Here is a 20,813-nt window from a genome sequence, read left to right as displayed (position 1 = left end):
GCGGTGGCCAGCACGTCGGCCTTCGGCATGTCGTCGGCGCGGACCAGGGCGATCACCTCGGGGGTGGTCTGCAACTCGCCGGCGGCGACCGCGATCCGGGTCGTGCTGGCCTTCGCGCCGACGTCGACCATCCGTGCCCGGCCCTCGCCGTCGAGGTGGGTCAGATTCGGCTCGCTCACAGCTGCCACACCCGTACGTCGTCTCCCGCCTGCATCGTCGTCACGTCCTCCGGAATGTCGATCAGTACGTCGGCCCTGGCCAGCGCCGCGACCAGGTGTGATCCCGGCCCCGACTCCAGTGTCACACCCTGCGGCACCCGCCGCCCCCGCAGGAACTGGCGTCTGCCGGGCGGGGACTCGAGCGGGCCGGTGAGCTTCGCGTGGTCCGCGGGCAGCGGGGCGAGTCCGGCGCATCGGCGCAACTCGGGGCGGGCGAACACCTCGAACGAGACCAGGGTGCTGACCGGGTTGCCCGGGAAGCTGAGCACCGGGACGCCGCCGACCTCGGTGAGACCCTGGGGGCCGCCGGGCTGCATCGACACGTGCCCGAACCACCCGCCCAGCGGGGTGAGCACCTCGCGCACCACCTCGAACTCGCCCATCGACACGCCGCCGGACGTCAGGACGACGTCGGCCGATTCCGTGGCCCGGGCGAGCATGTCCCGGAACAGCTCCGGGGAGTCGGTGCTGCGGTCGACGAAGGCGACCTCGCCGCCGTTCGCGGTCACGCTCGCGGCGAGCGCGGTCGAATTGGAATCGTAGATCTGCCCGGGCGCCAACGCCGTTCCGGCGGGGACGAGTTCGGCGCCGGTCGCGATGACCGCGACCCGGGGACGCCGGCGCACCGGCAGGGCGGTCAGGCCGACGGCCGCGAACATCGCCAGGTGCCGCGGGGTCAACTCGGTGCCCGCGGCGAGCAGCACGTCACCGGCGTGGACGTCGCTGCCGCGGTCGCGGACGAACTCGCCGCGCCGGCGGGGCACCAGCACGCACACCACGTCGTCGTCGGAGTCGGTGTCCTCGACCGGGACGACACAGTCGGCGCCCGCTGGGACCGGGGCGCCGGTCATGATCCGCACCGCGGTCCCGGGGTCGAGCCGCTCCGGACCGGCGTCCCCGGCGGCGATGGTCGCGGCGATCGGCAGCGTGACCGGCACGCCGCGGAGCGAGTCCGCGGCGACCGCGAACCCGTCCATCTGCGAGTTCCGGAACAGCGGCAGGTCGATCGGGGCGTGGACGTCGGCGGCCAGCACCCGGCCCAGCGCGACGGGTACCGGTACGTGCTCGGTCGCCGGCGCCAGCGCGCGGTCGAGCAGCAGGCGGACCGCGTGTGCGTGGTCCTCGACGGATCTGCTGGTCATGACCCTCCCTGTGGCGTGGGGCACCATCCTAGGCGGCCCCGCACCGCGCGGCGCACGCCGACCGACGGTCATACTGGTCTGGTGAGCGAGGTGGAGACGCGATGACGTCGACCGTGCGGCCGGTTCCGGTCGGGTTGCCGCGCGTGCGGAGCAGCGTCGACGTCACCGACCGCCCCGACGTCCCGGAGCTGGTCGACCGCTTCGGTCGGGTCGCCCGTGACCTGCGGGTGTCGATCACGGAGAAGTGTTCGTTGCGGTGCACGTACTGCATGCCCGCGGAGGGGTTGCCCGCGATCCCGCAGTCGAGGCTGCTGACCGCCGGTGAGGTCGTGCGGCTGGTGCGGATCGCGGTGCGCGACCTCGGGGTCCGGGAGGTGCGGTTCACCGGGGGCGAGCCGTTGATGCGCCGCGACCTCGAGGACATCGTCGGCGGTTGCGCGCGCGCCGTCCCGGGCACGCCGCTGGCGATGACCACCAACGCCGTCGGGCTCGAGCACCGCGTGCAGGGCCTCGTCGACGCCGGGTTGACGCGGGTGAACATCTCCCTCGACACCGTCGACCGGGCGCACTTCGCGGAACTGACGCGCCGTGACCGGCTGCCGTCGGTGCTGGCCGGGATCCGGGCCGCGGCCAGGGCCGGATTGACGCCGCTGAAGGTCAATGCGGTGCTGATGCCCGAAACACTCGACGGCGCAGCCGATCTCCTGCGGTGGTGCCTCGACGAGGGGGTGCATCTGCGGTTCATCGAGGAGATGCCGCTCGACGCGGATCATGCGTGGGCGCGGTCGTCGATGGTGGACGCGCAGCGCCTGCTCGAGGTGCTCGGTCGGCGATTCGACCTGACCGAGGCGGGGCGGGAGGATCCGTCCGCGCCTGCGGAGGAGTTCCTGGTCGACGGCGGCCCCGCGACGGTCGGCGTGATCGCGTCGGTGACACGCAGCTTCTGTGCGGACTGCGATCGGACCCGGTTGACGGCGGAGGGCACGGTGCGGTCGTGCCTGTTCAGTGACGCGGAGGTCGACCTGCGGGAGGCGCTGCGGTCCGGGGCGAGCGACGCGGATCTCGCGCGGCTGTGGCGGGGTGCGATGTGGACCAAGTGGGCCGGGCACGGGATCGACGCGGCGGGATTCGAGCCGCCGCAGCGGAGCATGGGAGCGATCGGTGGTTGAACAGGCGACCCTCAGGGCGGTCACGGTGCGGTTCTTCGCCGCGGCGGAGGAGGCGGCCGGTCGCGGTGAGCAGTCCGTCGAGTTGCCGGTCGGCGCGACCCTCGGAGATCTGCGGGCGGCGCTGGTCGAGCGTCACGGTGCCGCGATGGAGCGGGTGCTCACGGTCGCGGCGTTCCTGCAGGGTGACGAGCTGACCCGGGACCTCGACGTCCCGGTGGCCGCGCGGGTGGACGTGCTGCCGCCGTTCGCGGGTGGCTGATCAGTTCCCTGCGAGTCGGCGCTTCTCGGTGAGCCAGTGCTCGAAAGTGACCGTGCCGTAGCGGTTCTCGGGTGTCAGGTTGCGGCCTTCGCGCAGGAATCGGCCGGGTGCGCCGGGGACCGGCAGACCCAGCACCACGGCGCGGGATCCGGTGACCCGCTTCCACGTCCGGGCGAGGTCGCGCATCGAGGCGACCTCGGGCCCGCCGACCTCGACCCGGCCGGCGGTCGCGTCCGCGAGCGCGGCATCCGCCAGGGCCCGGCCCACGTCGGCCGGTGCGATCGGCTGGAACCGGGCGCCCCGCACGGCGGGCAGCACCCCGACGCGTGCGGCGCCGGCGAACACCGCCGACAGCAGCGTGTGGAACTGGGTGGACCGCACGATCGTCGTGTCCACGTCCGACGCCGCCCAGATCCGCTCCTGCTCGGCGATCGCCGCGTAGTACGAGAACGACAGCCGGTCCACCCCGACGATCGACAGCAGCACCGCCCGGCGCACCCCGGCGGTCTTGGCGGCCGCGACCAGGTTCCGGGCGCCGTCGGTGAACACCGGACGGGTCGCCTTCGTGCGGCCGTCCACCGCGCTGACGAGCACGTCCACCCCGGCGAGCGCGTCGACCAGACCGGCGCCGGTCGTCAGGTCCCCGGGCGTGTGCACCGCACCGGCCGGCAACCCGGGCGGGACCCGTCGGGTGAGCACCCGGACGGTGTGGCCGCGTCCGGCGAGTTCCGCGACGGCGGCCCGGCCCGCCGTTCCGGTGCCGCCGGCGACCAGAACGGTGGTCACGGAGTCACTTCCACCAGTCGTCGAGCGGGGAGACCGGCACGTTCCGCTTGTGGCGGGTGTTGCGATACATGGTCTCGAGCTTGTCGGCCACCCGGGGGGTGACGTCGCGGCCCTCGAGGTAGTCGTCGATCTCGTCGTAGCGCAGGCCCAGTGCCTCCTCGTCGGGCAGCGCCGGGCGGTCGTCCTCGAGGTCGGCGGTGGGCACCTTGTTCCAGGTGGTCTCCGGCGCACCGAGGTGCTGCAGGAGCGCCGCGCCCTGTCGCTTGGACAGGCCGGTGAGCGGGGTGACGTCGACGCCGCCGTCGCCGTACTTGGTGAAGAATCCCGTGATCGCCTCGGCGGCGTGGTCGGTGCCGACCACCAGGTGCCCGAGCTCGCCGGCGATCGCGTACTGGATGACCATCCGTTCGCGGGCCTTGACGTTGCCGCGCACGTAGTCCCGCAGTTCACCGATGTGGCCGAGCACCTCGACGAGGCCGGCGGCGCTCTCGGCGGCGGCCGCGTCGGCGCTCGGCTTGATGTTCACGGCTATCGACCGGTCCGGCCTGATGAACTTCAGCGCGATCTGGGCGTCGTGCTCGTCGGCCTGCACCCCGTACGGCAGCCGGACCGCGACGAATTCGGCGGCATGGCCCTCGGCGCGCAACTCCTCGGCGGCGAGTTGACACAGCCGACCGGTCAGGGTGCTGTCCTGACCGCCGCTGATACCGAGGACGAAGCCCTTGGCCGGTGTCGATCGCAGGTACGCCTTGAGGAAGTCGACCCGGGCGCGCACCTCGGCGGCGGGGTCGATCGTCGGCTTCGCGCCGAGTTCCTCCAGGATTCGAGCACGCAGTGTGGCCATGCGCGTGACTCTAGCGAGACGGGGGGCCGGGCGCGAAGGCTACTGTCTCTCGCGTGACCCAGGCCCCCGTTCTCGTCGTGTCCGCCACCGCGCCCGAGTCCGCGCACGTCCCGTCCCGATTCGAGGTGATCCACACCGGCATCGGGAAGGTCGACGCGGCGATCGCGGTGACCGAGGCGCTGTGCCGCTACCCGGCCGGCGCCCGGCCGACGGTCGTCAACATCGGCACCGCAGGCGCCCTGCACGGCCACCACACCGGCCTGTACGTCCCGTCCGAGGTCCTCAACCACGATCTGAGCGCCGAGGTGCTCCGGTCGCTGGGTTATCCGGCGCAGGAACGGATCTCGCTTCCCGACGGGGACGGATCGGTGCTCGCCACCGGGGACGTGTTCGTCTCCGACCCGGTGCTGCGCGACGAACTGGCGCGCCGCGCCGACCTGGTCGACATGGAGGGCTTCGCGGTCGCCGCCGCCTGCGCGCGGCTGGGGGCACCGTGCCGGCTCGTCAAACACGTCAGCGACCGGGCCGACGAGTCCGCGATGGACTGGCCGACCCAGATCGACGCGAGCGCGCGCGTGCTCGGCGCCTGGCTCGCCGACCACTACTGATCGGCGCCCCACCGGCCCGAGGTCACTGGGCGTGCAGCCCGAGCCCGTTGCCGTTGGCGTTCATCAGGCGCAGCCGGTCCGAGTCGACGGTCGCGGTGGTGCTGCCGTCGAGCGCGGTCAGCACCGCACGCTCGACCTCGGCGACGTCGGCCGGGCACGCCATCCGGGTGGTGGCCAGCGGGCCGAACGTGACGGTGTCGCCGGAGATCTGCGCGGTGCCGGTGAAGGTGTTGCAGCCGGTGGATCCGGTGACGCCGCCGTCGGACGCGATCTGCAGGGTCGGCGAGGACTCCTCGATCGCCCGCGACGAGGTGACCGCGGTCGGGCTGATCGTGGAGTCGACCACCCAGGTGGTTCCGGTGAGCGGTCGATCGGGCTGGGCGACCTTCTTGTCCAGCAGCGTCACGGTCGAGTCGGCGGTGCGCAGTCGCAGGGTGTCACCGTCGAGGGCCCAGGCGGGGTTCGCCTCGAAGAATCCGGTGAGCCACGCGTCGGACGCGCCGCGCTCGCCGGGACAGGCCATCATCGTCGTGGCCATCGGGCCGGTGGTGATCGTGCCGTTCGAGAAGTCGGCGGTGCCGGTGGCGCGGTTGCAGCCGGCGGTCCCGGCGATCCGGTCCGGCGCGACGAACGACACCATCAGCGGGCCGCCGCCGGGGATCGGGGTGCCCTCGACCGAGGTCGAGACGAACGTGCGGCCGAGCAGGTCGGCCTGCGGTGGTTCCGGTGCCGCCGAACTCGAATTCGAGCAGCCGGCCAGGGTGGCGGTGGCCAGGGCCGCCAGGACGGCGGTTCGGATGAGGCGCATGGCTGCAGCCTAGTGAGCGTGGTCGCCGTCGGGGCTCAGGTCGAGGTGACGCGGCGCGCCAGGTCCTCCCAGGCGTCGGCGATCCGCTCGATCGGCATGCCCAGGTCGCGGACCTGGTGCAGGACGAGGGACGCCTCCAGCGGCGCGAGGAGGCTGTGCGCGAGCAGCGGAAGGTCGCCGACGGTGCCCGACTCGCGCAGCAGCGTCAGCACGTGGGTGAGGCTCACCTGCCGGGCCGGGCCGCCGAACCGCAGCTCGGGCGAGTTCTCGACCGCGCGGAGCACGTCACCCTGGACCTCGACCATCGAGAGCCGGGCGCGGCCGAAGGCGACGAGCCGGTCGATCGGGTCGGCGCCGGGTCCGAGCGGGGGGGCGCCGAACAGGAAGGCGTTCTGCAGTTCGCTCTCGGTGTGGTCCAGCAGGGCGTGCATCAGTCCGGATCGGCTGCCGAAGCGGCGGAAGACTGTGCCCTTTCCCACACCGGCGCGGGCCGCGACGGCGTCCATCGTGACGGCGTCGGCGCCGCGTTCGGCGACCAGGAGGGCGGCCGCATCCAGCAACAACGCCCGGTTTCGTGCAGCGTCGCAGCGTTCGGATTCGACGGGCTCGGCCATCGGGACGGAGGTGGGCTGCACGAGGCGATGCTACCCCGGCGGAATAGAAGTGGACCGCGGTCCGGTTATGCTCGTCGTACTGGATCACCCAGCCCCACGAACCTGCGAAGGATCTCCGATGTCCCAGACCCGCGTTCTCGCCCTCGTCGGCAGCCTCCGTGCCGCCTCCGTCAACCGTCAGCTCGCCGAGACCGCCGCCAAGGTTGCCCCCGAGGGCGCCGAGGTCACGATCTACGAGGGCCTGGGCGACGTGCCGTTCTACAACGAGGACCTCGACGCCGCCGGCGCCCCGGCCGCGGCCCTGGCACTGCGCGCCGCCGCCGCCGAGGCCGACGCCCTGCTGCTCGTCACCCCCGAGTACAACGGCACCATCCCGGCCGTGCTGAAGAACGCCATCGACTGGATCTCCCGCCCGTACGGCACCGGTGCCGTCAAGGACAAGCCGGTCGCGGTCATCAGCGCGTCGCCGTCGCCGAACGCCGCCGCGTGGGCGCACGAGGACACCCGCAAGGCCGTGAAGATCGCCGGCGGGTCGGTGCTGGAGGACGTCTCGATCTCCATCGGTGCCACCCACGAGAAGTTCGGTGACAGGCACCCGAGCGAGAGCGTCGAGGTCGCCGCCCAGGTCGCCGCGGTCGTCTCCGGACTCGTCGCTGCCGCCGGTGAGCTCGTCAACGCCTGACGCACGTTCTTCCGCAGGTCCGGGTGGTGCAGCGCACCGCCCGGGCCTGCGTTGTGTCCGGGACCGGGCGGGTGTCAGCTGTGACTCGCAGCGATGAATGGCGGTGATTTCGCGCCGTTGGTTGGTGGTGCGTTGTGGAGGTCTGTGAAGCGGGTCAGCGATGGGAGGAGTCGCGACGCTGCGGCATCTCGCCCAGAACATCTACGTAGAGTGCGTTGCGAAGCGATACCTCGCGAGGATCGTCCCAGAGATGGAAACCGCAGCGGTTCATGCCGTACCCGAAGCCGATGCCGGTGTCCGGATCGGCGAATCCGAACGAGCCACCCAACCCCGGGGTGCCGAACGCGAGCCCAGCGCTGCTGCCGAACCTGAAGTCAGGGAAAGGCTTCATGTACCCCAGTGAGAAGGTCGTGTCGACACGAAGGACCACGTCGCGTAACCCGTTGCGCGGTGGAATCGCAGGTTGGCTGAGGGCATCGAGGGTGTCTCGGCCCAGATGCAGCGCGGTTCCACCAACGGCAACCGCGGAATAGGCCTTCGCGACCGAATCCACCCGCCCGATGCCGTTGACGGCCGGCAGCTCGATTGTCTGGAGATCGAGCCGATTGTAATTCTCGATCGTCGCTTTCGGATTCGCGAACGCACGGGCACTGATGCTGCGGGGCTTCGTCACTGCGAGGACGAAGCGCCAGGGCATTTGATGTAGGTGCAGGAACATCTCTCGCTGGGTGTACCCATACAGGCGAGCGATACGTTCGCGATCGACAGACTGGGGCAGCCCGATATGAAAATCGAGATCGAGCGGTGCGGCAATCTCTTCGGCGAAGAATCGGCCCAGCGTTCGATGCGCCGGGTCAACGCGGCGGATGAGCTCGCCCTCGTACCACCCGAGAGACAGGGCGTGGTACCCGTGCTGCGTGCTCGGCGTCCACGCGGGGCGCTGGGCGGCGATTGCTGCGGCGACCAAATCAAGGTCAGCGAGCTCCTCGACAGACAAATGACGGTCGATCGCGCAAAGTCCCGCCTGGTGTGACAGCAGCTGTCGTACGGTCACGTCCTGCTTGCGTTGCTGCGCGAATTCCGGCCAGTACGTCGCCACCTTCGCGTCGTAGTCGAGCAGGCCTCGGGAGTGAGCGACTGCACAGGCCAGCGACGCAATCCCCTTGGTTGTCGAGAACAACAGGACCATCGTGTCCGCGAGCCAGGGCGCCCGGGTGTGGCCGTCGCGGTAGCCGCCCCACAGGTCCACAACTTTGACACCGTCGCGATAAATCACGCAGGCTGCACCGACCTCGCCTCGCTCGGCGAAGTTGCGCCGGAATTGATCTGCGACGGGCCCGTAGCCCTCGTCAGCCTCACCATGCACCATTTCCGGCGGTACGTCGATCTTGAACACCATTGTCGCCTCCTCGATGCAGCCGGGTACTGCACCTTCCTCCGACTGTTACTGATGATCCCGAACACTCGTATCGACGTACGGCAAATGATCTTTTGTATTACAGGGCCCAGCTGTCGTCGTTCTGCCTGTGAATGTCAGCGGTAAGTGGCGGTGTTCTGTAATCGCTTGATGGGGGCACCGGGGCGACCATGCTGCTCAGCATCCCGCTACCGAGGGTGGAGCTCGGAAGTCATCGAGCGATTCTTCGGCGCGTGGGCACCGAGGTCCCGGATCCAACGCGTCCTGACGATCAACGACTTGACCACCATCACCAACGACGTCGTCGAGGCCGCCGCCAGCACCCTCGTCATCGGCACATGACCGCCATCGAGCAACGGCCGATGACCGCCACCTATCGGTGACATTCACGGATGTCAGCCCTGGACCCCGGTGAGGAACGCGTCGATGTTGTCGCGGACCCGCTGCACCTTCTCCTCGGTGGAGAGGGACTCGCGGTACCGGTTGCCGAGAGCCGGCCGCTTCTTGTTTCGGGCGTACAGCGAGCAGGCCAGGTCCGCGCACATCAGGATGCCGACCGAGTTGCCGCGGCGGCCCGCCTCACCGGCCTTGGCCGCCGTCATCAGGGTGACGCCGCCGCCGGTGTGCGTCGTCATGCAGATCGCGCACATCCCGGTCCGGCCGGATCCTCCCTTGGCCGCTCGGAGCGCGATTCCGACGAGGTCGAGGCCCTGCGGGACCACGACGTAGCATCGTCCCGCGAGTGACGGGTCGCTCCAGCCGAGGAAATCCATGTCCTCCCACGGGCGTTCGTCGAGGTCACGGGGAACGGACAACCGCTTGGCGTCGCCCTTCGAGCAGTTGACGAACGACGCCCGGATCTCGTTCTCGGTGACCGGGATCATGGCGAGCGGGGCTCCTTCGGACGGCGGGACGGAAAGCCCGACCGACGGTACGGACGCCGACGCCGCCGGGGCAACCGTATTTCCGGCCCCGGTGCCTACGCGGGCTCCCCGGTAAGTATGACCCGCATCGTCTCGGTTCGGGAGACCACCCGGTCGCGTTCGGCGGCGAGGGCGACGCGACGCTCGTCGGTCAGGTACCCGTCCAGCGCCGCCTGCGACGGGAAGGTGATCAGCTGGATCTCCAGCGGCTGCTCGTCGGAACCGTCGGTGCGGGCGCGCTGGAGGACCCGGCCGTCGTGTTCGGTGACGAGAGCGAGGACCCGGTCCTCGTACGCGACGAGACCGTCCTCCTCGCCGGGGCGAGCCCACAGCAGGACGCAGAGGGAAAGGGCCACGGCGGCAGTGTAGGGGTCACGCCGGGCCGGATCCCGCTCCGGGTGCGGCCGCGACGACGACGGTCGCACCCAGTTCGGGGCAGTGGATCGGGCGCGGGGCGAGGCCGGCGCGCGCGCAGGCTTCGGCGGTGAGATCCGCCTGGTGTTCGCTCGTCTCGATCAGCAGGTGTCCGCCCGGCGCCAACCACTCCGGCGCGCCGGCCGCGACCCGCCGGTGGACGTCGACGCCGTCGGCGCCGCCGTCGAGCGCGCCGTGCGGTTCGTGCAGTCGCGCCTCGGGCGGCATCGTCGCGATCGCGTCGGACGGGACGTACGGGGCGTTGACGACGAGCAGGTCGACGCGCCCACGCAGGTCCGCGGGCAGTGCGTCGTACAGGTCGCCGCAGTGCACCGCACCGGGCGCGAGGTTGCGCTCCGCGCATCGCGCCGCGACCGGATCGATGTCACTGGCGTGCAGGACGATCGACCTCGATGCGGAGGCGAGTGCGGCGGCCACCGCACCCGATCCGCAACAGAGGTCGACGACGACCGCCTCGTCGGTCGCCAGCAGTGCGGCGGCCTGGCGCACCAGGAACTCGGTGCGCCGGCGCGGCACGAACACGCCGGGTTCGACGGCGACGCGGAGGCCGCAGAACTCGGCCCAGCCGAGGATCTGTTCGAGGGGACGCCCCGAGACGCGCTCCTGGACCATCGTCGTGAGCTGCGCGCCGTCCCGGGCCGCGTCGAGCAGCAGCCGCGCCTCGTCCTCGGCGAAGACGCACCCTGCCGAGCGCAGGGTCGCGATCACGTCGGTCGGGGTGGGGGACTGCGTGGACGTGGGCGGAACCTCACTGTTCTGGTGGGCGGCACCGGGTGGTGGGCGCCCACCATCGTGGACCATCGGCGCGCCGTCCGCATCCGCATTTCCGGTGTGGCCGTGGCGAGCGGTGACCCGTGGTGGTCGGTCGACCCGGGGTCACCGCCCCGCGGCGTCGAGCGCCGCGAGATACCCGAACACGATCGCCGGCCCGATCGTGGCGCCGGGGCCGGCATAGGTGTGGCCCATCACCGGGGCGCTCGTGTTGCCGGCGGCGTAGAGGCCCTCGATGACGGTCCCGTCGGTCCTCAGCGCCCGGCCCGCGCCGTCGGTGTCGACACCGCCCTTGGTGCCGAGGTCGCCCGGGATCATCTGCGCCGCGTGGAACGGTGGCGTGGTCAGTTCGCCGAGGCTGGGGTTGGGCTTGTTCGTGATGTCGCCGTAGTAGTGGTCGTATCGGCTGCGGCCGCGGCCGAAGTCGGGGTCGCTGCCGGCGCGGGCGTGCGAGTTGAACCGGTCGACCGTCGCGGCCAGCGCGTCGGCGGGGACGCCGATCTGCGCGGCGAGTTCGGGGATCGTCCCGGCGCTGGTGATCACACCGGAGCGCTGCCACGACCGGGGAAGCGGTCGGCGCGCGGGAACACTCGCGAACATGTACCGGTCCCGGTAGGTCTGGTCGAAGATCAGCCAGGCCGGGAGGTTCTCGGCCGGGCCGTCGCCCTGCCCGAACGGTCCGCCGAACATCCGGTGGGTCGCCTCGACGTAGGGCAGTGACTCGTTCATGAACCGAACCCCGCGATCGTTGACCATCAGGCTCCGCGGCAGCGATCGCTCGGCCAGTGCGAACCACGGCCCGTTCGGGAGCGGAATCGACGGAGCCCACCAGGCGTCGTCCATGTGCGTGACGGCCGCGCCGACGCGCAGGGCGGCGGCGATACCGTCACCGGTGTTCGTGGGCGCGCCGAGGCTCCATGACGTGTCGACCGGGTCGCGCTGGTACTGCCGTCGCATCGCGGCGTTGTGGTCGAACCCGCCACAGGCGAGGACGACGCCGCGCCGGGCACGCAGGGTGCTCCGCGAGTTCCCGTCGTCGAGCACCACGCCGACCACCCGGTCGCCGTCGGTGAGCAGGTCGGCCATCGCGGTACCCAACCGGACCGGGATCCCGGCCGCGCGGACGCCGAGCATCAGTTGGCCCATCAGGGCGGACCCGAGGCCGACGAGCTTCTTGCGGCGCAGTCGGCCCAGCACGCTGCGGGCCCCGACCGCCAGCATGCGCTGCGGCCCGCGCCAGTGCCGCAGTCCGGTGCTCAGCCAGCGGTAGTCGGACTGCTTGACGACGACACCGAGCGGGGCCTTCGTGTAGGAGGGATGCAGCGTCGGGAAGTCGTCGCCGAGCGCGCGGGCGTCGAACGGACGCGGTTCACACGAACGTCCGGCGGCCCGGCCGCCCGGCGCCTCCGGGAAGTAGTCCGAATAGTCCCGCACCCATTCGAGGTCGAGTCCGGAGTTCGCGATCAGGAAGTCGAGGGCCTCGGGTCCGCGGTCGATGTACGTGTCGATGCGGTCGCCGTCGGCGTCCTCGCCGACGATGCTGGTCAGGTAGGTGCGTGCCGACTCGAGATCGTCGTCGGGTGCCTGCCTGCGCAACACCGAGTTGCCGGGGATCCACACCCCGCCACCGGACCGGGCGGACGAGCCGCCCCAGTACTCGGATTTCTCGACGATGACCACGCTCAGGCCGTTGCGGGCGGCGGTGATGGCCGCGGCCATCCCGGCCGCGCCCGACCCGACGACGACCAGGTCGACGGTGTCGTCCATTCCGTTGGGGTCCTGCGTCATTCGATCAACCTCCGTGTCCGTTCGTTGTCAGTCACGCTGTCGTCTCGCGGGTTGCCCTCCGCCCCCGCCGGGTGTCGGGGCCGGTGCTCCACCGCTCGCCCTGGACCGCGGCGAGCGCTCCCTCGACGCAGACGGGTAGGGACGCGCCCCGGTTGCGTGATTCGCGCAGCCAGCGCAGGTAGCCGAACTCGGCGGCGGCGAGCATCAGGTGCACCAGCAGACCGGGGTTGCTGTCCGTCTCGGGATCACGCGCCATTCGCTGGGCGACGAGATCGACCAGTCGTTCCCGGTGCTCCGGCGTGATCAGTGCGACCCGATCCAGCAGGTGCGGAGCGGTCCGGAACGCCGCCCGCCACTGCTCGACCTCCGCCCCGGCGAAGGTGTTGGAACGCGTCAGGATCGACTGCGCGAGAGCGACATCCGCCGCTTCGTCGGCGGGGCGATCCTCGAGCAGCGCGACGATTCCCGCGCCGCCCTCGCGCACCGGATCGAGCAGCAGGTCCTCCTTGCTCCGGACGTGCCGGAAGTAGGTGCTCGGCGAGATGCCGGCCTCGGCGGCGATCTGCTCGGTCGTCACCGCGTCGAACCCGTCTCGGGCGAACAGGGCGAAGGCGGCGCGTTGGATCTCCGCCCGCACCAGTGCTCGCTGCCGCTCCCGCAATGACATTCCAGACCTCCCGATCCCGTGCGCGTGTCGCGGGCGCGGTGTGCTGTGCCCGCCGGCCCGCTGATGGAAGTATCTACTTATATGACAGTTACTGTCAACTAGATAGGCAGTGTCAGGTATCGCGGCGGCCTCTCGTCGCCGGACGAGGCCGGCGGGCCTATCGGTGGCCGGGGGCGCGCAGGATCTGCAGGATCAGGCCGGAGTTGATGTCGGCGAGGTCGGCCGCGGGCACCGCCCCGTCCGGGCGGTACCAGCGGCAGATGTCGATCGACAGCGACATGATCGCGAGCACCGCCACCCGCGGCTCCGCGATGGTGAACACGCCGGCGTCGATGCCGCGCTGCACCTCGGCGCGGGCGGCCTCGCGGATCTGCAGTCGCGTCCGCGCGATGATCTCGGCGTGTTCGGGGAGCAGATGCCGGCTCTCGTACTGGGCGACGCGGGCGTGCTGATAGCCGCGCGCGTGCATCAGGCTGAACTCGGTCACGAACGCCCGTAGCCGGGAGATCGGGTCGTCGTACGGCTCGACCGCGTCGCGCAGCGCCCGCAGCGTGGACTCGTTGGTCGTGCGCACCAGGTGGTGGAGCACTTCCTCCTTGGACGCGAAGTGCACGTACAGCGCGGCCGGACTCAGCCCGGCACGTGCCGAGATGTCCCGGGTGCGGGTGGCCTCGAATCCCTTGTCGGAGAACAGTTCCAGCGCGGCGCGCAGGAGTCGGTCGAGGCCCGTTCCGGTCGGCGGGCCGTCCCGATCGAGGGGGTCGTCGCCGGCGACGTCGTCGTGGTCGCGTTCGGCCGTGTCCGTCACGGAGGGTCCGCCTTCCTGTCGTTGCGCGCGGTGCCGCCGGTCGGTGGCGTTCGTCGCCGAGTGCTCGTGACCGTGATTGACATCACACCGCGGTTGAACCATAGTAAGCGAGCGCTCACTGACCTGAAGTTGGTGTCAAGTTTTGACCGTGTGTCCAGAGCACGAGTGGACCTTCTCGAGGAGTGATGGATGACCACACCCGCAGTGGCGGCCGGCCGGCAGCGGTCCGGCGGAGCCTCGGAGCCGACGGGGGGCACGCGCGCTCACCGCAAGTTGCTGGCCGCAGGCCTGATCGGCAGCTCGATCGAGTGGTACGACTTCTTTCTCTACGGAACCGCTGCGGCACTGGTGTTTCCGCACGTGTTCTTCCCCGACTCCTCGGCGCTGGCGGCGACGCTGCTGTCGTTCAGCACCTTCTGGGCCGGGTTCGTTGCCCGTCCTCTCGGTGGGCTGATCGCCGGACACTACGGCGACAAGTACGGCCGCAAGCCCGCGGTCGTCGTCTGCCTGCTCCTGATGGGCCTCGCGACCTTCCTGATCGGCTGCCTGCCCAGCGCGTCGTCGATCGGTGTCGCGGCGCCGATCCTGCTGGTCGTGCTCCGGTTCGTGCAGGGTCTGGCGTGCGGCGGCCAATGGGGCGGCATCGTGCTGTTGCTGACCGAGTCGGCGAGCCCGAAGAAGCGCGGTTTCGCCGGCACGTTCGGGCAGATGGGCGTGTCGTTCGGGGTCCTGCTCGGCAACCTCGTCTTCCTCGGCGCCACCGCCGCGATCTCCAACGAGGCGTTCCTCTCGTGGGGGTGGCGGATCCCGTTCTTCGCGAGCGCACTGCTGTTCCCGGTCGTGCTCTACATCCAGACCAAGGTGGAGGACAGCCCCGAGTTCAAGGAACTCGAGGAGCGGGCGGCGGCCGGCACGGAGGTGGTCGCGCAGGCGCCGCTGGTGCAGGCCCTCCGGGAGCACTGGCGGACCATCCTGCTCGGCTGTGGTCTGCTCGCGGCCACGAACGCGCTGTTCTACATCTCGATCGCCGGTGTCCTGAGCTACGCGACCGCCGAACTCCACATGAACCGCAACGACCTGCTCACCATCTCGATGCTCAGCTGCCTCGTCTCGGTGCCGGTGGTGGCGCTGTCGGGCTGGGCGTCCGACCGCATCGGCCGGCGGCCGATGATCCTCGTCGGTGGCGCCGCGATCGTGGCGTGGGCGTTCCCGTACTTCTGGCTCGTGGGGACCGCCAACCTGGTGCTGTTCTTCATCGCGGTCACCGTCGGCAGCATCTTCCAGTCGATGACCTACGGCCCGATCGCCGCGTACATGGGCGAACTGTTCGCACCGAACGTCCGGTACTCGGGTGCGTCGCTGGCCTACCAGCTCGCGGCGATCACCGTCAGTGGCGGCACCCCGTTCATCATGACGGCGCTGATCGCGAAGACCGGGACCACGACCCTGGTCGCCGTGTTCGTCGCCCTGATGGGTCTCGTCACGTTCTGCTCCGCCTGGAAGCTGCGCGAGACGAACCCCGCCGAGGTGCGCAACGATCCGACGGCCGTTCCGGGTGCGCAGCTCGTCGGGTGACCGGAGCCTGATCGCCTGGTCGCACCGGGTGCCCGCCGCGCGTGCCGCGTGGCGGGCACCCGCGCGTGTCGGCAGGTGGATGAATCGGGCCTGGTCGCCGCGTTGCTATAACTGTGTCCATGTCACGATCTGACGCCCCGGGTGAACACGAGGACGAACTGCCGTCGATGGCGAACTCCGCCCTGCTTCGTGAGCTGCCCTCCACCGAACGGGGGCTGCGCACCCGCTCGGCCCTGATTGCCGCCGCCCGCACGGTGTTCGAGCGTTCGGGGTACCTCGACACCCGGCTGATCGACATCACCAAAGAGGCCAAGTGCTCGGCAGGCACCTTCTACACCTACTTCTCCAGCAAGGAGCAGATCTTCGCAGCGGTGCTCGAACTCGCGCAGGAGGACATGCTGCACCCCGGCATGCCGCACGTCGAGGCCGACGCCGACCCGGCCGCGATCGTCGCGGCCAGCAATCGCGCGTACTTCGAGGCCTACAAGCGCAATGCCCGGCTGATGGGTCTGCTCGAGCAGGTCGCGAGCATCGACCCGGAGTTCCGGCGGTTGCGGCAGCGGCGTGCGGACGCCTTCGTGCTGCGCAACGCCCGCAGCATCGAGTCCCTGCAGGCGCGGGGTCTGGCGGACACGGAACTCGATCCGCTGCTCGCCTCGCGTGCGTTGTCGGGGATGATCAGCAGGCTCGCCTTCGGCTACTTCGTGACCCGGGACGGATTGCCCGAGGAGCGGAACGTCGACCTCGACGAACTCACCCGGACCGCGACCCGGTTGTGGGTCAACGCGCTGCGCATCCCCGGCTGACCCACCCCGTCCGCAGGACCCCGCCGCCGGCCCCGATTCCTTCGATATTGACGTCGACTTCAAGTCTGGGGTGTAATGGGGATCACCACGAACGAGAACGGGTGATGCGCAATGACTTCGACAGCGGTGGAGACCGGACGAACCGCGGTGCTGGTCGACTTCGGGGGAGTCGTGACGACCAGCGTGCTCGCCGCGTTCCGCGAGTTCGGCGCCACCCTCGGCGACCCCGACCTGCCGCTGACCCTGCTCGCCAGGGACGAGGCCTCCCGCCGACTGCTGTCGGACCACGAGTCGGGTCGCATCGACGCCGCCGCGTTCGACGAGGGGTTCGCCGGGCGGCTCCGGGCCCACGGCGCGGACGTCGACCCGGAGGGGCTGTCCGGGCGGATGCAGGCCGGCCTGCGCCGCGACGACGCGACGGTCGCGCTGCTCGGCCGGCTGCGGGCCGCCGGGATCCCGGTCGCGTTGGTGTCCAACGCGTTCGGCCGCGACACCTACGCCGGGTTCGACCTCGACGCGCTCGCCGACGTGGTGGTCGTCTCCTCCGAGGTCGGCGTCCGGAAGCCGTCCCGGGAGATCTACCGGATCGCGTGCGAGCGACTCGGTGTCGCTCCCGAGCAGGCCGTCATGGTCGACGACCTGCAACAGAACCTCGACGGTGCGGCCCGGCTCGGCATCGCCGGTGTGCTGCACACCGACGGGGGCGACACCGCCCGGCAGCTGGCCGACCGGTTCGGTTTCCCGGTTCACCCGTAACATCACCGCATCCGCTGTGGCGGTCGCCACAGTGCCGAAACCGACAGGAGTGAACCGATGATCGCTGTCCTCGCCGTGATGACCGTCAAGGAGGGCAACGGGGCGGAGTTCGAGTCCCTGGCCGCCGACCTCGTCGCCAAGGTGCGGGCCAACGAGGAGGGCGCCAACCTGCTCTACCAGCTGGTCCGGTCGAAGACCGATCCGAACGTCTACACGTTCATGGAGCTGTATCGGGACGGCGACGCGATGAAGGTGCACGCCGGCTCCGACTACTTCCAGGCCGCGTTCCAGGCGATGCTGCCGCTGCTCGCGGGAGAGCCGAAGATCGAGTTGCTCGACGCGCTCTGATCCGCGACGAGAAGGGCGGGCCCCGACCGGTTCTCCGGTCGGGGCCTGCCCTTCTCGCGTGCGGTCAGTCCTCGGCGACGCGCAGGACGAGCTTGCCGGTGTTCGCGCCGTCGAACAGCATGTTCAGGGTGCGGCCGAACGCCTCGATGCCGCCGGTCTCCACCTGTTCGCGGGCGACGAGGTCGCCGCGCCGAATCCAGTTCGACAGGGCGGCGTGCGCCTCGGGGAAGCGGTCGGCGTAGTCGAAGACGATGAACCCGGCCATCGAGGCCCGGTTCACCAGCAGCGACAGGTACCGCGACGGACCGGGCTGCGGATCGGTGGCGTTGTAGCCGGAGATGGCTCCGCACAGCACGACTCGTGCGTGGGTGCGCAGCGCGGCGAGCGCGGAGTTGAGGATGTCGCCGCCGACGTTGTCGAAGTAGACGTCGACACCGTGCGGGGCGACGGCGTGCAGCGCCCGCCCGATCGTGCCGGCCCGGTGGTCGATCGCCACGTCGAAGCCGAGTTCGTCGGTCAGCCAGGCGCACTTCTCCGGGCCGCCCGCGATGCCGATCACCCGGCAGCCGGACAGCGTGGCGATCTGTCCGGCGATGCTGCCGACCGCGCCGGCCGCCCCCGAGATCAGCACGGTGTCTCCGGGTTTCATCCGTCCGACGTCGGTCAGGCCGAAGTACGCGGTCATGCCCGGGAAGCCGAGCGCGCCGAGCCACGTCGGCCCGGGGGCGAGGTCCGTGTCGATCACGGTCGCGTCGGTCCCGTCGGACACCGCGTACTCGCAGGCGCCGAAGAGACCGGAGACGGCGGCGCCCACCGGGAACCGGTCGTTGTTCGACGCGTGCACGCGGCCGACCGCGTGCGCGCGCATCACCTCGCCGATCCCGACCGGCGGCACGTAGGACCGGACGTCGTTCAGCCAGCCCCGCATCGCGGGATCGAGCGAGAGGTACTCGACCCGCACGGTGAACTCGCCGTCGCCCGGTTCGGGGATCGGTTCGGTCGTGATCGACCAGGTGCTCTCGTCGGGTCGGCCGACCGGGCGACGGGCCAGCCGCACCTGCCTGTTGGCGCTCATGCGGACGTCCTGCGCAACTGGTCGCGGTCGATGTCGCGTTTGAGGATCTTGCCGGTCGACCCCTTGGGGAGCTGGTCGACGAACCGCACGATGCGTGGAATCTTGTAGGCGGACAGTTTCTCCCGGCTCCAGGCGGTGACCTCGTCCTCGGTGAGGTCGGATCCGGGCCGTCGCGCGACCACCGCCGCGACCTCCTCGCCGTAGTGGTCGTCGGGGACACCGACGACCGCGGCCTCGACGATGTCGGGGTGCCGGTAGAGCACCTCCTCGACCTCACCGGGGTAGACGTTGTAGCCGCCGCGAATGATCAGGTCCTTGAGTCGGTCGACGATGCGCAGGTCGTGGTCGTCGTCGAACTCGCCGAGGTCGCCGGTGCGGAACCAGCCGTCGGAGTCGAGGACCGCGGCCGTCGCGTCGGGCCGGTTCCAGTACCCCGTCATCACGGTGTCGCCCTTGATGAACACCTCGCCGACGACGCCGGCCGGGCAGGGGTCGCCGTCGGCGTCGCGGACCTGGACTTCGAGTCGCGGCACCACGCCGCCGGTGGAGCCGATCTTGCCGCCACGGTCGACGTCGTTGAACGTGCCGAGGGCGGTGGTCTCGGTCAGTCCGTAGCCCTCGAGAATGGTGCAGCCGAACTTCGCCTCGAAGGCGCGGGCGATCTCGCCGGGCAGCGAGGCGCCGCCGGAGACGGCGACCCGCAGGTGGGAGAAGTCCGCGCCGTCGGCGCCGCCGGCGGCATGCAACATCGCGTTCCACATCGTCGGCACACCGACCATGATCGTCAGGTCGTCGCGCCGCAGGATGTCGAGCATGCCGTCCGGGGTGAACCTGCCGAGCAGGGACAGCGAGCCGCCGCTGGTGAACGTGGACATCATCACCGACGCCTGGCCGAACACGTGGAACAGCGGCAGGCCGGTGCCGGTGCGGTCGGCGGCCGATCCGTGGCTGACGGTGGACGCGATCTCGCCGGCGGCCAGCAGGTTGCCGACGGTGAGCTGGGCGCCCTTCGGCTTCCCGGTGGTCCCGGAGGTGTAGAGGATCGCGGCGGTGTCGCCGGCCGGGCGGTCCCGGGCGGCGTCGACCGGGGCGGTGGCCACGCGAGCGCCGGGCTCGAGACTCCAGGCCGGGACGCCCGCGGTGGCCGCGGCGTCGGCGACGGCGGGGCCGAGTCCGTGCCAGCCGATCGCGAGCCGGGCGCCGGAATCGGTGAGGTAGTACTCGATCTCGGCGACGGTGGACATCGTGTTCACGGTCACGACGACAGCGCCGAGTGCCTGAATTCCCATGTACGCCACGACGAACTCGGGGACGGAGGGGGCGGCGAGGAGGACGCGGTCACCGGCCGCGATCCCGGCGTCGCGCAGCGCGCCCGCATAGCGCAGGCTCGCGCCTCGCAGTTCCGCATACGTCCACGGGCCGCTGTCGGTGCGGAGGGCGACGGCGTCGTCGGAGGCCGTGGCATGGCGGGTGATCGGGTCGAGCAGGTTGGGCATGGGGGGCCTTCCGGATCGAGGACCTGTGGCGTGCGTCTCACTCGACCATAACTTGAAATCGGCGTCAATATCGATTTGTTGCCCGAAAGCTGTCAAACATGACGCCAGGTTCATGTATAACCGTGGAGGTGAAGCCCACTCTGCCTGTCGGTGACCGCGGTGAGCAGCCGGCGGCGCCGCGACGCGAACCGCCCGCCACCTCGCGGGGCATCCGGACCCGGGCGGCGCTGGTGGCCGCCGCGCGGGTGGTGTTCGAGCGGGACGGCTACCTCGACGCGCGCCTGACGGACATCGCCCGGGAGGCCGGCTGCGCGACCGGCACCTTCTACACCTACTTCTCCAACAAGGAGGAGATCTTCGCCGCTGTCCTCGACGAGGCGCAGCAGGACATGATGCACCCGGGGATGGGCCGCGTTCGCGATGCGGACGACCCCTGTGCCGTGCTCGAGGCGAGCAACCGGGCCTACCTGACCGCCTATCGACGCAACGCGAAGCTGATGGGGCTGATGGAACAGGTCGCCCACGTCGACCCCGAGTTCCGTCGGTTCCGGACCGATCGTGCCGAGGCGTTCATCGCCCGTAACGCCCGTGGAATCGCCGACCTGCAGGCCCGGTCGATCGTCGACCCCGACGTCGATCCGATGACCGCGTCGCGGGCGCTGTCCGGGATGGTCAGCCGCCTCGCCTACGGGGTGTTCGTGTCGGGGGAGGTCGACGGCGACGGCCGGGAGCACGACCTCGACGAGCTGGTGTTCACCGTCACCCGGCTGTGGGCCAACGCGTTGCGGTTCCCCGGCCACCGCTGAGCCCGAATCAGT

Annotated in this window: 24 protein-coding genes; 9 read left to right on the top strand and 15 right to left on the bottom strand. The window is 70.6% G+C overall.

The annotated features are described in order from the left end of the window. Both ABD951_RS03985 and ABD951_RS03980 read right to left on the bottom strand, forming a co-directional pair. Positions 1-131 (bottom strand): cyclic pyranopterin monophosphate synthase MoaC (locus ABD951_RS03985; protein ID WP_345342399.1); only part of this gene is annotated, 131 nt, incomplete at its 3' end. A gap of 44 nt (positions 132-175) precedes the next feature. After that, positions 176-1,360, bottom strand: coding sequence for a molybdopterin molybdotransferase MoeA (locus ABD951_RS03980; RefSeq protein ID WP_345342386.1), 1,185 nt, complete (start codon positions 1,358-1,360; stop codon positions 176-178). Between the two features lie 101 nt (positions 1,361-1,461). On the opposite strand from ABD951_RS03980, the gene moaA reads away from it, so the two are divergent. Further along, the gene (gene moaA / locus ABD951_RS03975; RefSeq protein WP_425569765.1) at positions 1,462-2,529 is read left to right on the top strand and encodes a GTP 3',8-cyclase MoaA; all 1,068 of its coding nucleotides are present in this window, start codon (positions 1,462-1,464) and stop codon (positions 2,527-2,529) included. After that, complete coding sequence (locus ABD951_RS03970; protein WP_345342384.1) at positions 2,522-2,788, top strand: MoaD/ThiS family protein; 267 nt, start codon at positions 2,522-2,524, stop codon at positions 2,786-2,788. The genes moaA and ABD951_RS03970 overlap by 8 nt, the downstream gene beginning before the upstream one ends. Here the strand turns inward: ABD951_RS03970 and ABD951_RS03965 are convergent, their stop codons facing one another. Together ABD951_RS03965 and nadE are read right to left on the bottom strand one after the other, a co-directional pair. Further along, positions 2,789-3,574 carry an SDR family oxidoreductase gene (locus ABD951_RS03965; protein ID WP_345342382.1) on the bottom strand — a complete coding sequence of 262 codons (786 nt, stop codon included), beginning with the start codon at positions 3,572-3,574 and terminating at the stop codon, positions 2,789-2,791. Positions 3,575-3,578: 4 nt separating this feature from the next. After that, positions 3,579-4,418, bottom strand: a complete 840-nt coding sequence (gene nadE / locus ABD951_RS03960) for an ammonia-dependent NAD(+) synthetase (RefSeq protein ID WP_345342380.1) — start codon at positions 4,416-4,418, stop codon at positions 3,579-3,581. A gap of 53 nt (positions 4,419-4,471) precedes the next feature. Here nadE and ABD951_RS03955 point away from each other — a divergent pair, with 53 nt between their 5' ends. Beyond that, positions 4,472-5,026: a nucleosidase gene (locus ABD951_RS03955; RefSeq protein WP_345342378.1), complete on the top strand. Its 555-nt coding sequence runs from the start codon at positions 4,472-4,474 to the stop codon at positions 5,024-5,026. Positions 5,027-5,048: 22 nt separating this feature from the next. Here the strand turns inward: ABD951_RS03955 and ABD951_RS03950 are convergent, their stop codons facing one another. Continuing rightward, complete coding sequence (locus tag ABD951_RS03950; protein ID WP_345342376.1) at positions 5,049-5,834, bottom strand: META domain-containing protein; 786 nt, start codon at positions 5,832-5,834, stop codon at positions 5,049-5,051. A gap of 35 nt (positions 5,835-5,869) precedes the next feature. Next, positions 5,870-6,448: a TetR/AcrR family transcriptional regulator gene (locus ABD951_RS03945; RefSeq protein ID WP_345342394.1), complete on the bottom strand. Its 579-nt coding sequence runs from the start codon at positions 6,446-6,448 to the stop codon at positions 5,870-5,872. A gap of 118 nt (positions 6,449-6,566) precedes the next feature. Here ABD951_RS03945 and ABD951_RS03940 point away from each other — a divergent pair, with 118 nt between their 5' ends. Next, the gene (locus ABD951_RS03940) at positions 6,567-7,130 is read left to right on the top strand and encodes an NAD(P)H-dependent oxidoreductase (RefSeq protein ID WP_345342374.1); all 564 of its coding nucleotides are present in this window, start codon (positions 6,567-6,569) and stop codon (positions 7,128-7,130) included. 154 nt (positions 7,131-7,284) lie between these two features. On the opposite strand, the gene ABD951_RS03935 is transcribed toward ABD951_RS03940, so the two are convergent. The 7 genes from ABD951_RS03935 to ABD951_RS03905 form a co-directional block, all read right to left on the bottom strand. After that, positions 7,285-8,529: a serine hydrolase domain-containing protein gene (locus ABD951_RS03935; protein WP_345342373.1), complete on the bottom strand. Its 1,245-nt coding sequence runs from the start codon at positions 8,527-8,529 to the stop codon at positions 7,285-7,287. Between the two features lie 413 nt (positions 8,530-8,942). Beyond that, complete coding sequence (locus ABD951_RS03930; protein WP_345342370.1) at positions 8,943-9,431, bottom strand: FBP domain-containing protein; 489 nt, start codon at positions 9,429-9,431, stop codon at positions 8,943-8,945. 95 nt (positions 9,432-9,526) lie between these two features. Next, complete coding sequence (locus tag ABD951_RS03925) at positions 9,527-9,826, bottom strand: hypothetical protein (RefSeq protein ID WP_345342368.1); 300 nt, start codon at positions 9,824-9,826, stop codon at positions 9,527-9,529. Positions 9,827-9,842: 16 nt separating this feature from the next. Next, positions 9,843-10,613 carry a putative protein N(5)-glutamine methyltransferase gene (locus tag ABD951_RS03920; RefSeq protein ID WP_345342366.1) on the bottom strand — a complete coding sequence of 257 codons (771 nt, stop codon included), beginning with the start codon at positions 10,611-10,613 and terminating at the stop codon, positions 9,843-9,845. Between the two features lie 168 nt (positions 10,614-10,781). Beyond that, a complete protein-coding gene (kstD, locus tag ABD951_RS03915; protein ID WP_345342364.1) occupies positions 10,782-12,464 on the bottom strand; it encodes a 3-oxosteroid 1-dehydrogenase in 1,683 nt (560 codons plus the stop codon). A gap of 31 nt (positions 12,465-12,495) precedes the next feature. Continuing rightward, entirely contained in the window at positions 12,496-13,131 is a 636-nt protein-coding gene (locus ABD951_RS03910) for a TetR/AcrR family transcriptional regulator (protein WP_345342362.1), read from the bottom strand. Between the two features lie 157 nt (positions 13,132-13,288). After that, positions 13,289-13,939, bottom strand: coding sequence for a TetR/AcrR family transcriptional regulator (locus tag ABD951_RS03905; RefSeq protein ID WP_345342360.1), 651 nt, complete (start codon positions 13,937-13,939; stop codon positions 13,289-13,291). Positions 13,940-14,128: 189 nt separating this feature from the next. Here ABD951_RS03905 and ABD951_RS03900 point away from each other — a divergent pair, with 189 nt between their 5' ends. The 4 genes from ABD951_RS03900 to ABD951_RS03885 all read left to right on the top strand — a co-directional run bounded on the left by ABD951_RS03900 (position 14,129) and on the right by ABD951_RS03885 (position 17,424). Next, positions 14,129-15,514, top strand: a complete 1,386-nt coding sequence (locus tag ABD951_RS03900; RefSeq protein WP_345342358.1) for an MFS transporter — start codon at positions 14,129-14,131, stop codon at positions 15,512-15,514. 119 nt (positions 15,515-15,633) lie between these two features. Beyond that, complete coding sequence (locus tag ABD951_RS03895; protein ID WP_345342356.1) at positions 15,634-16,320, top strand: TetR/AcrR family transcriptional regulator; 687 nt, start codon at positions 15,634-15,636, stop codon at positions 16,318-16,320. A gap of 111 nt (positions 16,321-16,431) precedes the next feature. Beyond that, positions 16,432-17,076 carry an HAD-IA family hydrolase gene (locus tag ABD951_RS03890; protein ID WP_345342354.1) on the top strand — a complete coding sequence of 215 codons (645 nt, stop codon included), beginning with the start codon at positions 16,432-16,434 and terminating at the stop codon, positions 17,074-17,076. Positions 17,077-17,133: 57 nt separating this feature from the next. Continuing rightward, the gene (locus ABD951_RS03885; RefSeq protein WP_345342352.1) at positions 17,134-17,424 is read left to right on the top strand and encodes a putative quinol monooxygenase; all 291 of its coding nucleotides are present in this window, start codon (positions 17,134-17,136) and stop codon (positions 17,422-17,424) included. A gap of 64 nt (positions 17,425-17,488) precedes the next feature. On the opposite strand, the gene ABD951_RS03880 is transcribed toward ABD951_RS03885, so the two are convergent. Continuing rightward, a complete protein-coding gene (locus ABD951_RS03880; protein WP_345342350.1) occupies positions 17,489-18,499 on the bottom strand; it encodes an NADP-dependent oxidoreductase in 1,011 nt (336 codons plus the stop codon). Beyond that, a complete protein-coding gene (locus ABD951_RS03875) occupies positions 18,496-19,995 on the bottom strand; it encodes an AMP-binding protein (RefSeq protein ID WP_345342348.1) in 1,500 nt (499 codons plus the stop codon). Before ABD951_RS03875 ends, ABD951_RS03880 begins: the two co-directional genes overlap by 4 nt. Positions 19,996-20,123: 128 nt before the next feature. Here ABD951_RS03875 and ABD951_RS03870 point away from each other — a divergent pair, with 128 nt between their 5' ends. Next, positions 20,124-20,801: a TetR/AcrR family transcriptional regulator gene (locus ABD951_RS03870; protein ID WP_345342346.1), complete on the top strand. Its 678-nt coding sequence runs from the start codon at positions 20,124-20,126 to the stop codon at positions 20,799-20,801. Positions 20,802-20,813: the final 12 nt, after the last annotated feature.

This window comes from Rhodococcus olei (assembly GCF_039540555.1).
Taxonomy (GTDB): Bacteria; Actinomycetota; Actinomycetes; order Mycobacteriales; family Mycobacteriaceae; genus Rhodococcus_G; species Rhodococcus_G olei.
This window is presented reverse-complemented; position numbering and strand designations above follow the sequence as displayed.

Coding starts and splice junctions, on each gene's coding strand:
- ABD951_RS03980 (WP_345342386.1), bottom strand. CDS start 1,360: ATGACCAGCAGATCCGTCGAGGACCACGCACACGCGGTCCGCCTGCTG.
- moaA (WP_425569765.1), top strand. CDS start 1,462: ATGACGTCGACCGTGCGGCCGGTTCCGGTCGGGTTGCCGCGCGTGCGG.
- nadE (WP_345342380.1), bottom strand. CDS start 4,418: ATGGCCACACTGCGTGCTCGAATCCTGGAGGAACTCGGCGCGAAGCCG.
- ABD951_RS03950 (WP_345342376.1), bottom strand. CDS start 5,834: ATGCGCCTCATCCGAACCGCCGTCCTGGCGGCCCTGGCCACCGCCACC.
- ABD951_RS03945 (WP_345342394.1), bottom strand. CDS start 6,448: ATGGCCGAGCCCGTCGAATCCGAACGCTGCGACGCTGCACGAAACCGG.
- ABD951_RS03940 (WP_345342374.1), top strand. CDS start 6,567: ATGTCCCAGACCCGCGTTCTCGCCCTCGTCGGCAGCCTCCGTGCCGCC.
- ABD951_RS03935 (WP_345342373.1), bottom strand. CDS start 8,529: ATGGTGTTCAAGATCGACGTACCGCCGGAAATGGTGCATGGTGAGGCT.
- ABD951_RS03930 (WP_345342370.1), bottom strand. CDS start 9,431: ATGATCCCGGTCACCGAGAACGAGATCCGGGCGTCGTTCGTCAACTGC.
- kstD (WP_345342364.1), bottom strand. CDS start 12,464: ATGACGCAGGACCCCAACGGAATGGACGACACCGTCGACCTGGTCGTC.
- ABD951_RS03910 (WP_345342362.1), bottom strand. CDS start 13,131: ATGTCATTGCGGGAGCGGCAGCGAGCACTGGTGCGGGCGGAGATCCAA.
- ABD951_RS03900 (WP_345342358.1), top strand. CDS start 14,129: ATGACCACACCCGCAGTGGCGGCCGGCCGGCAGCGGTCCGGCGGAGCC.
- ABD951_RS03895 (WP_345342356.1), top strand. CDS start 15,634: ATGTCACGATCTGACGCCCCGGGTGAACACGAGGACGAACTGCCGTCG.
- ABD951_RS03890 (WP_345342354.1), top strand. CDS start 16,432: ATGACTTCGACAGCGGTGGAGACCGGACGAACCGCGGTGCTGGTCGAC.
- ABD951_RS03885 (WP_345342352.1), top strand. CDS start 17,134: ATGATCGCTGTCCTCGCCGTGATGACCGTCAAGGAGGGCAACGGGGCG.
- ABD951_RS03880 (WP_345342350.1), bottom strand. CDS start 18,499: ATGAGCGCCAACAGGCAGGTGCGGCTGGCCCGTCGCCCGGTCGGCCGA.
- ABD951_RS03875 (WP_345342348.1), bottom strand. CDS start 19,995: ATGCCCAACCTGCTCGACCCGATCACCCGCCATGCCACGGCCTCCGAC.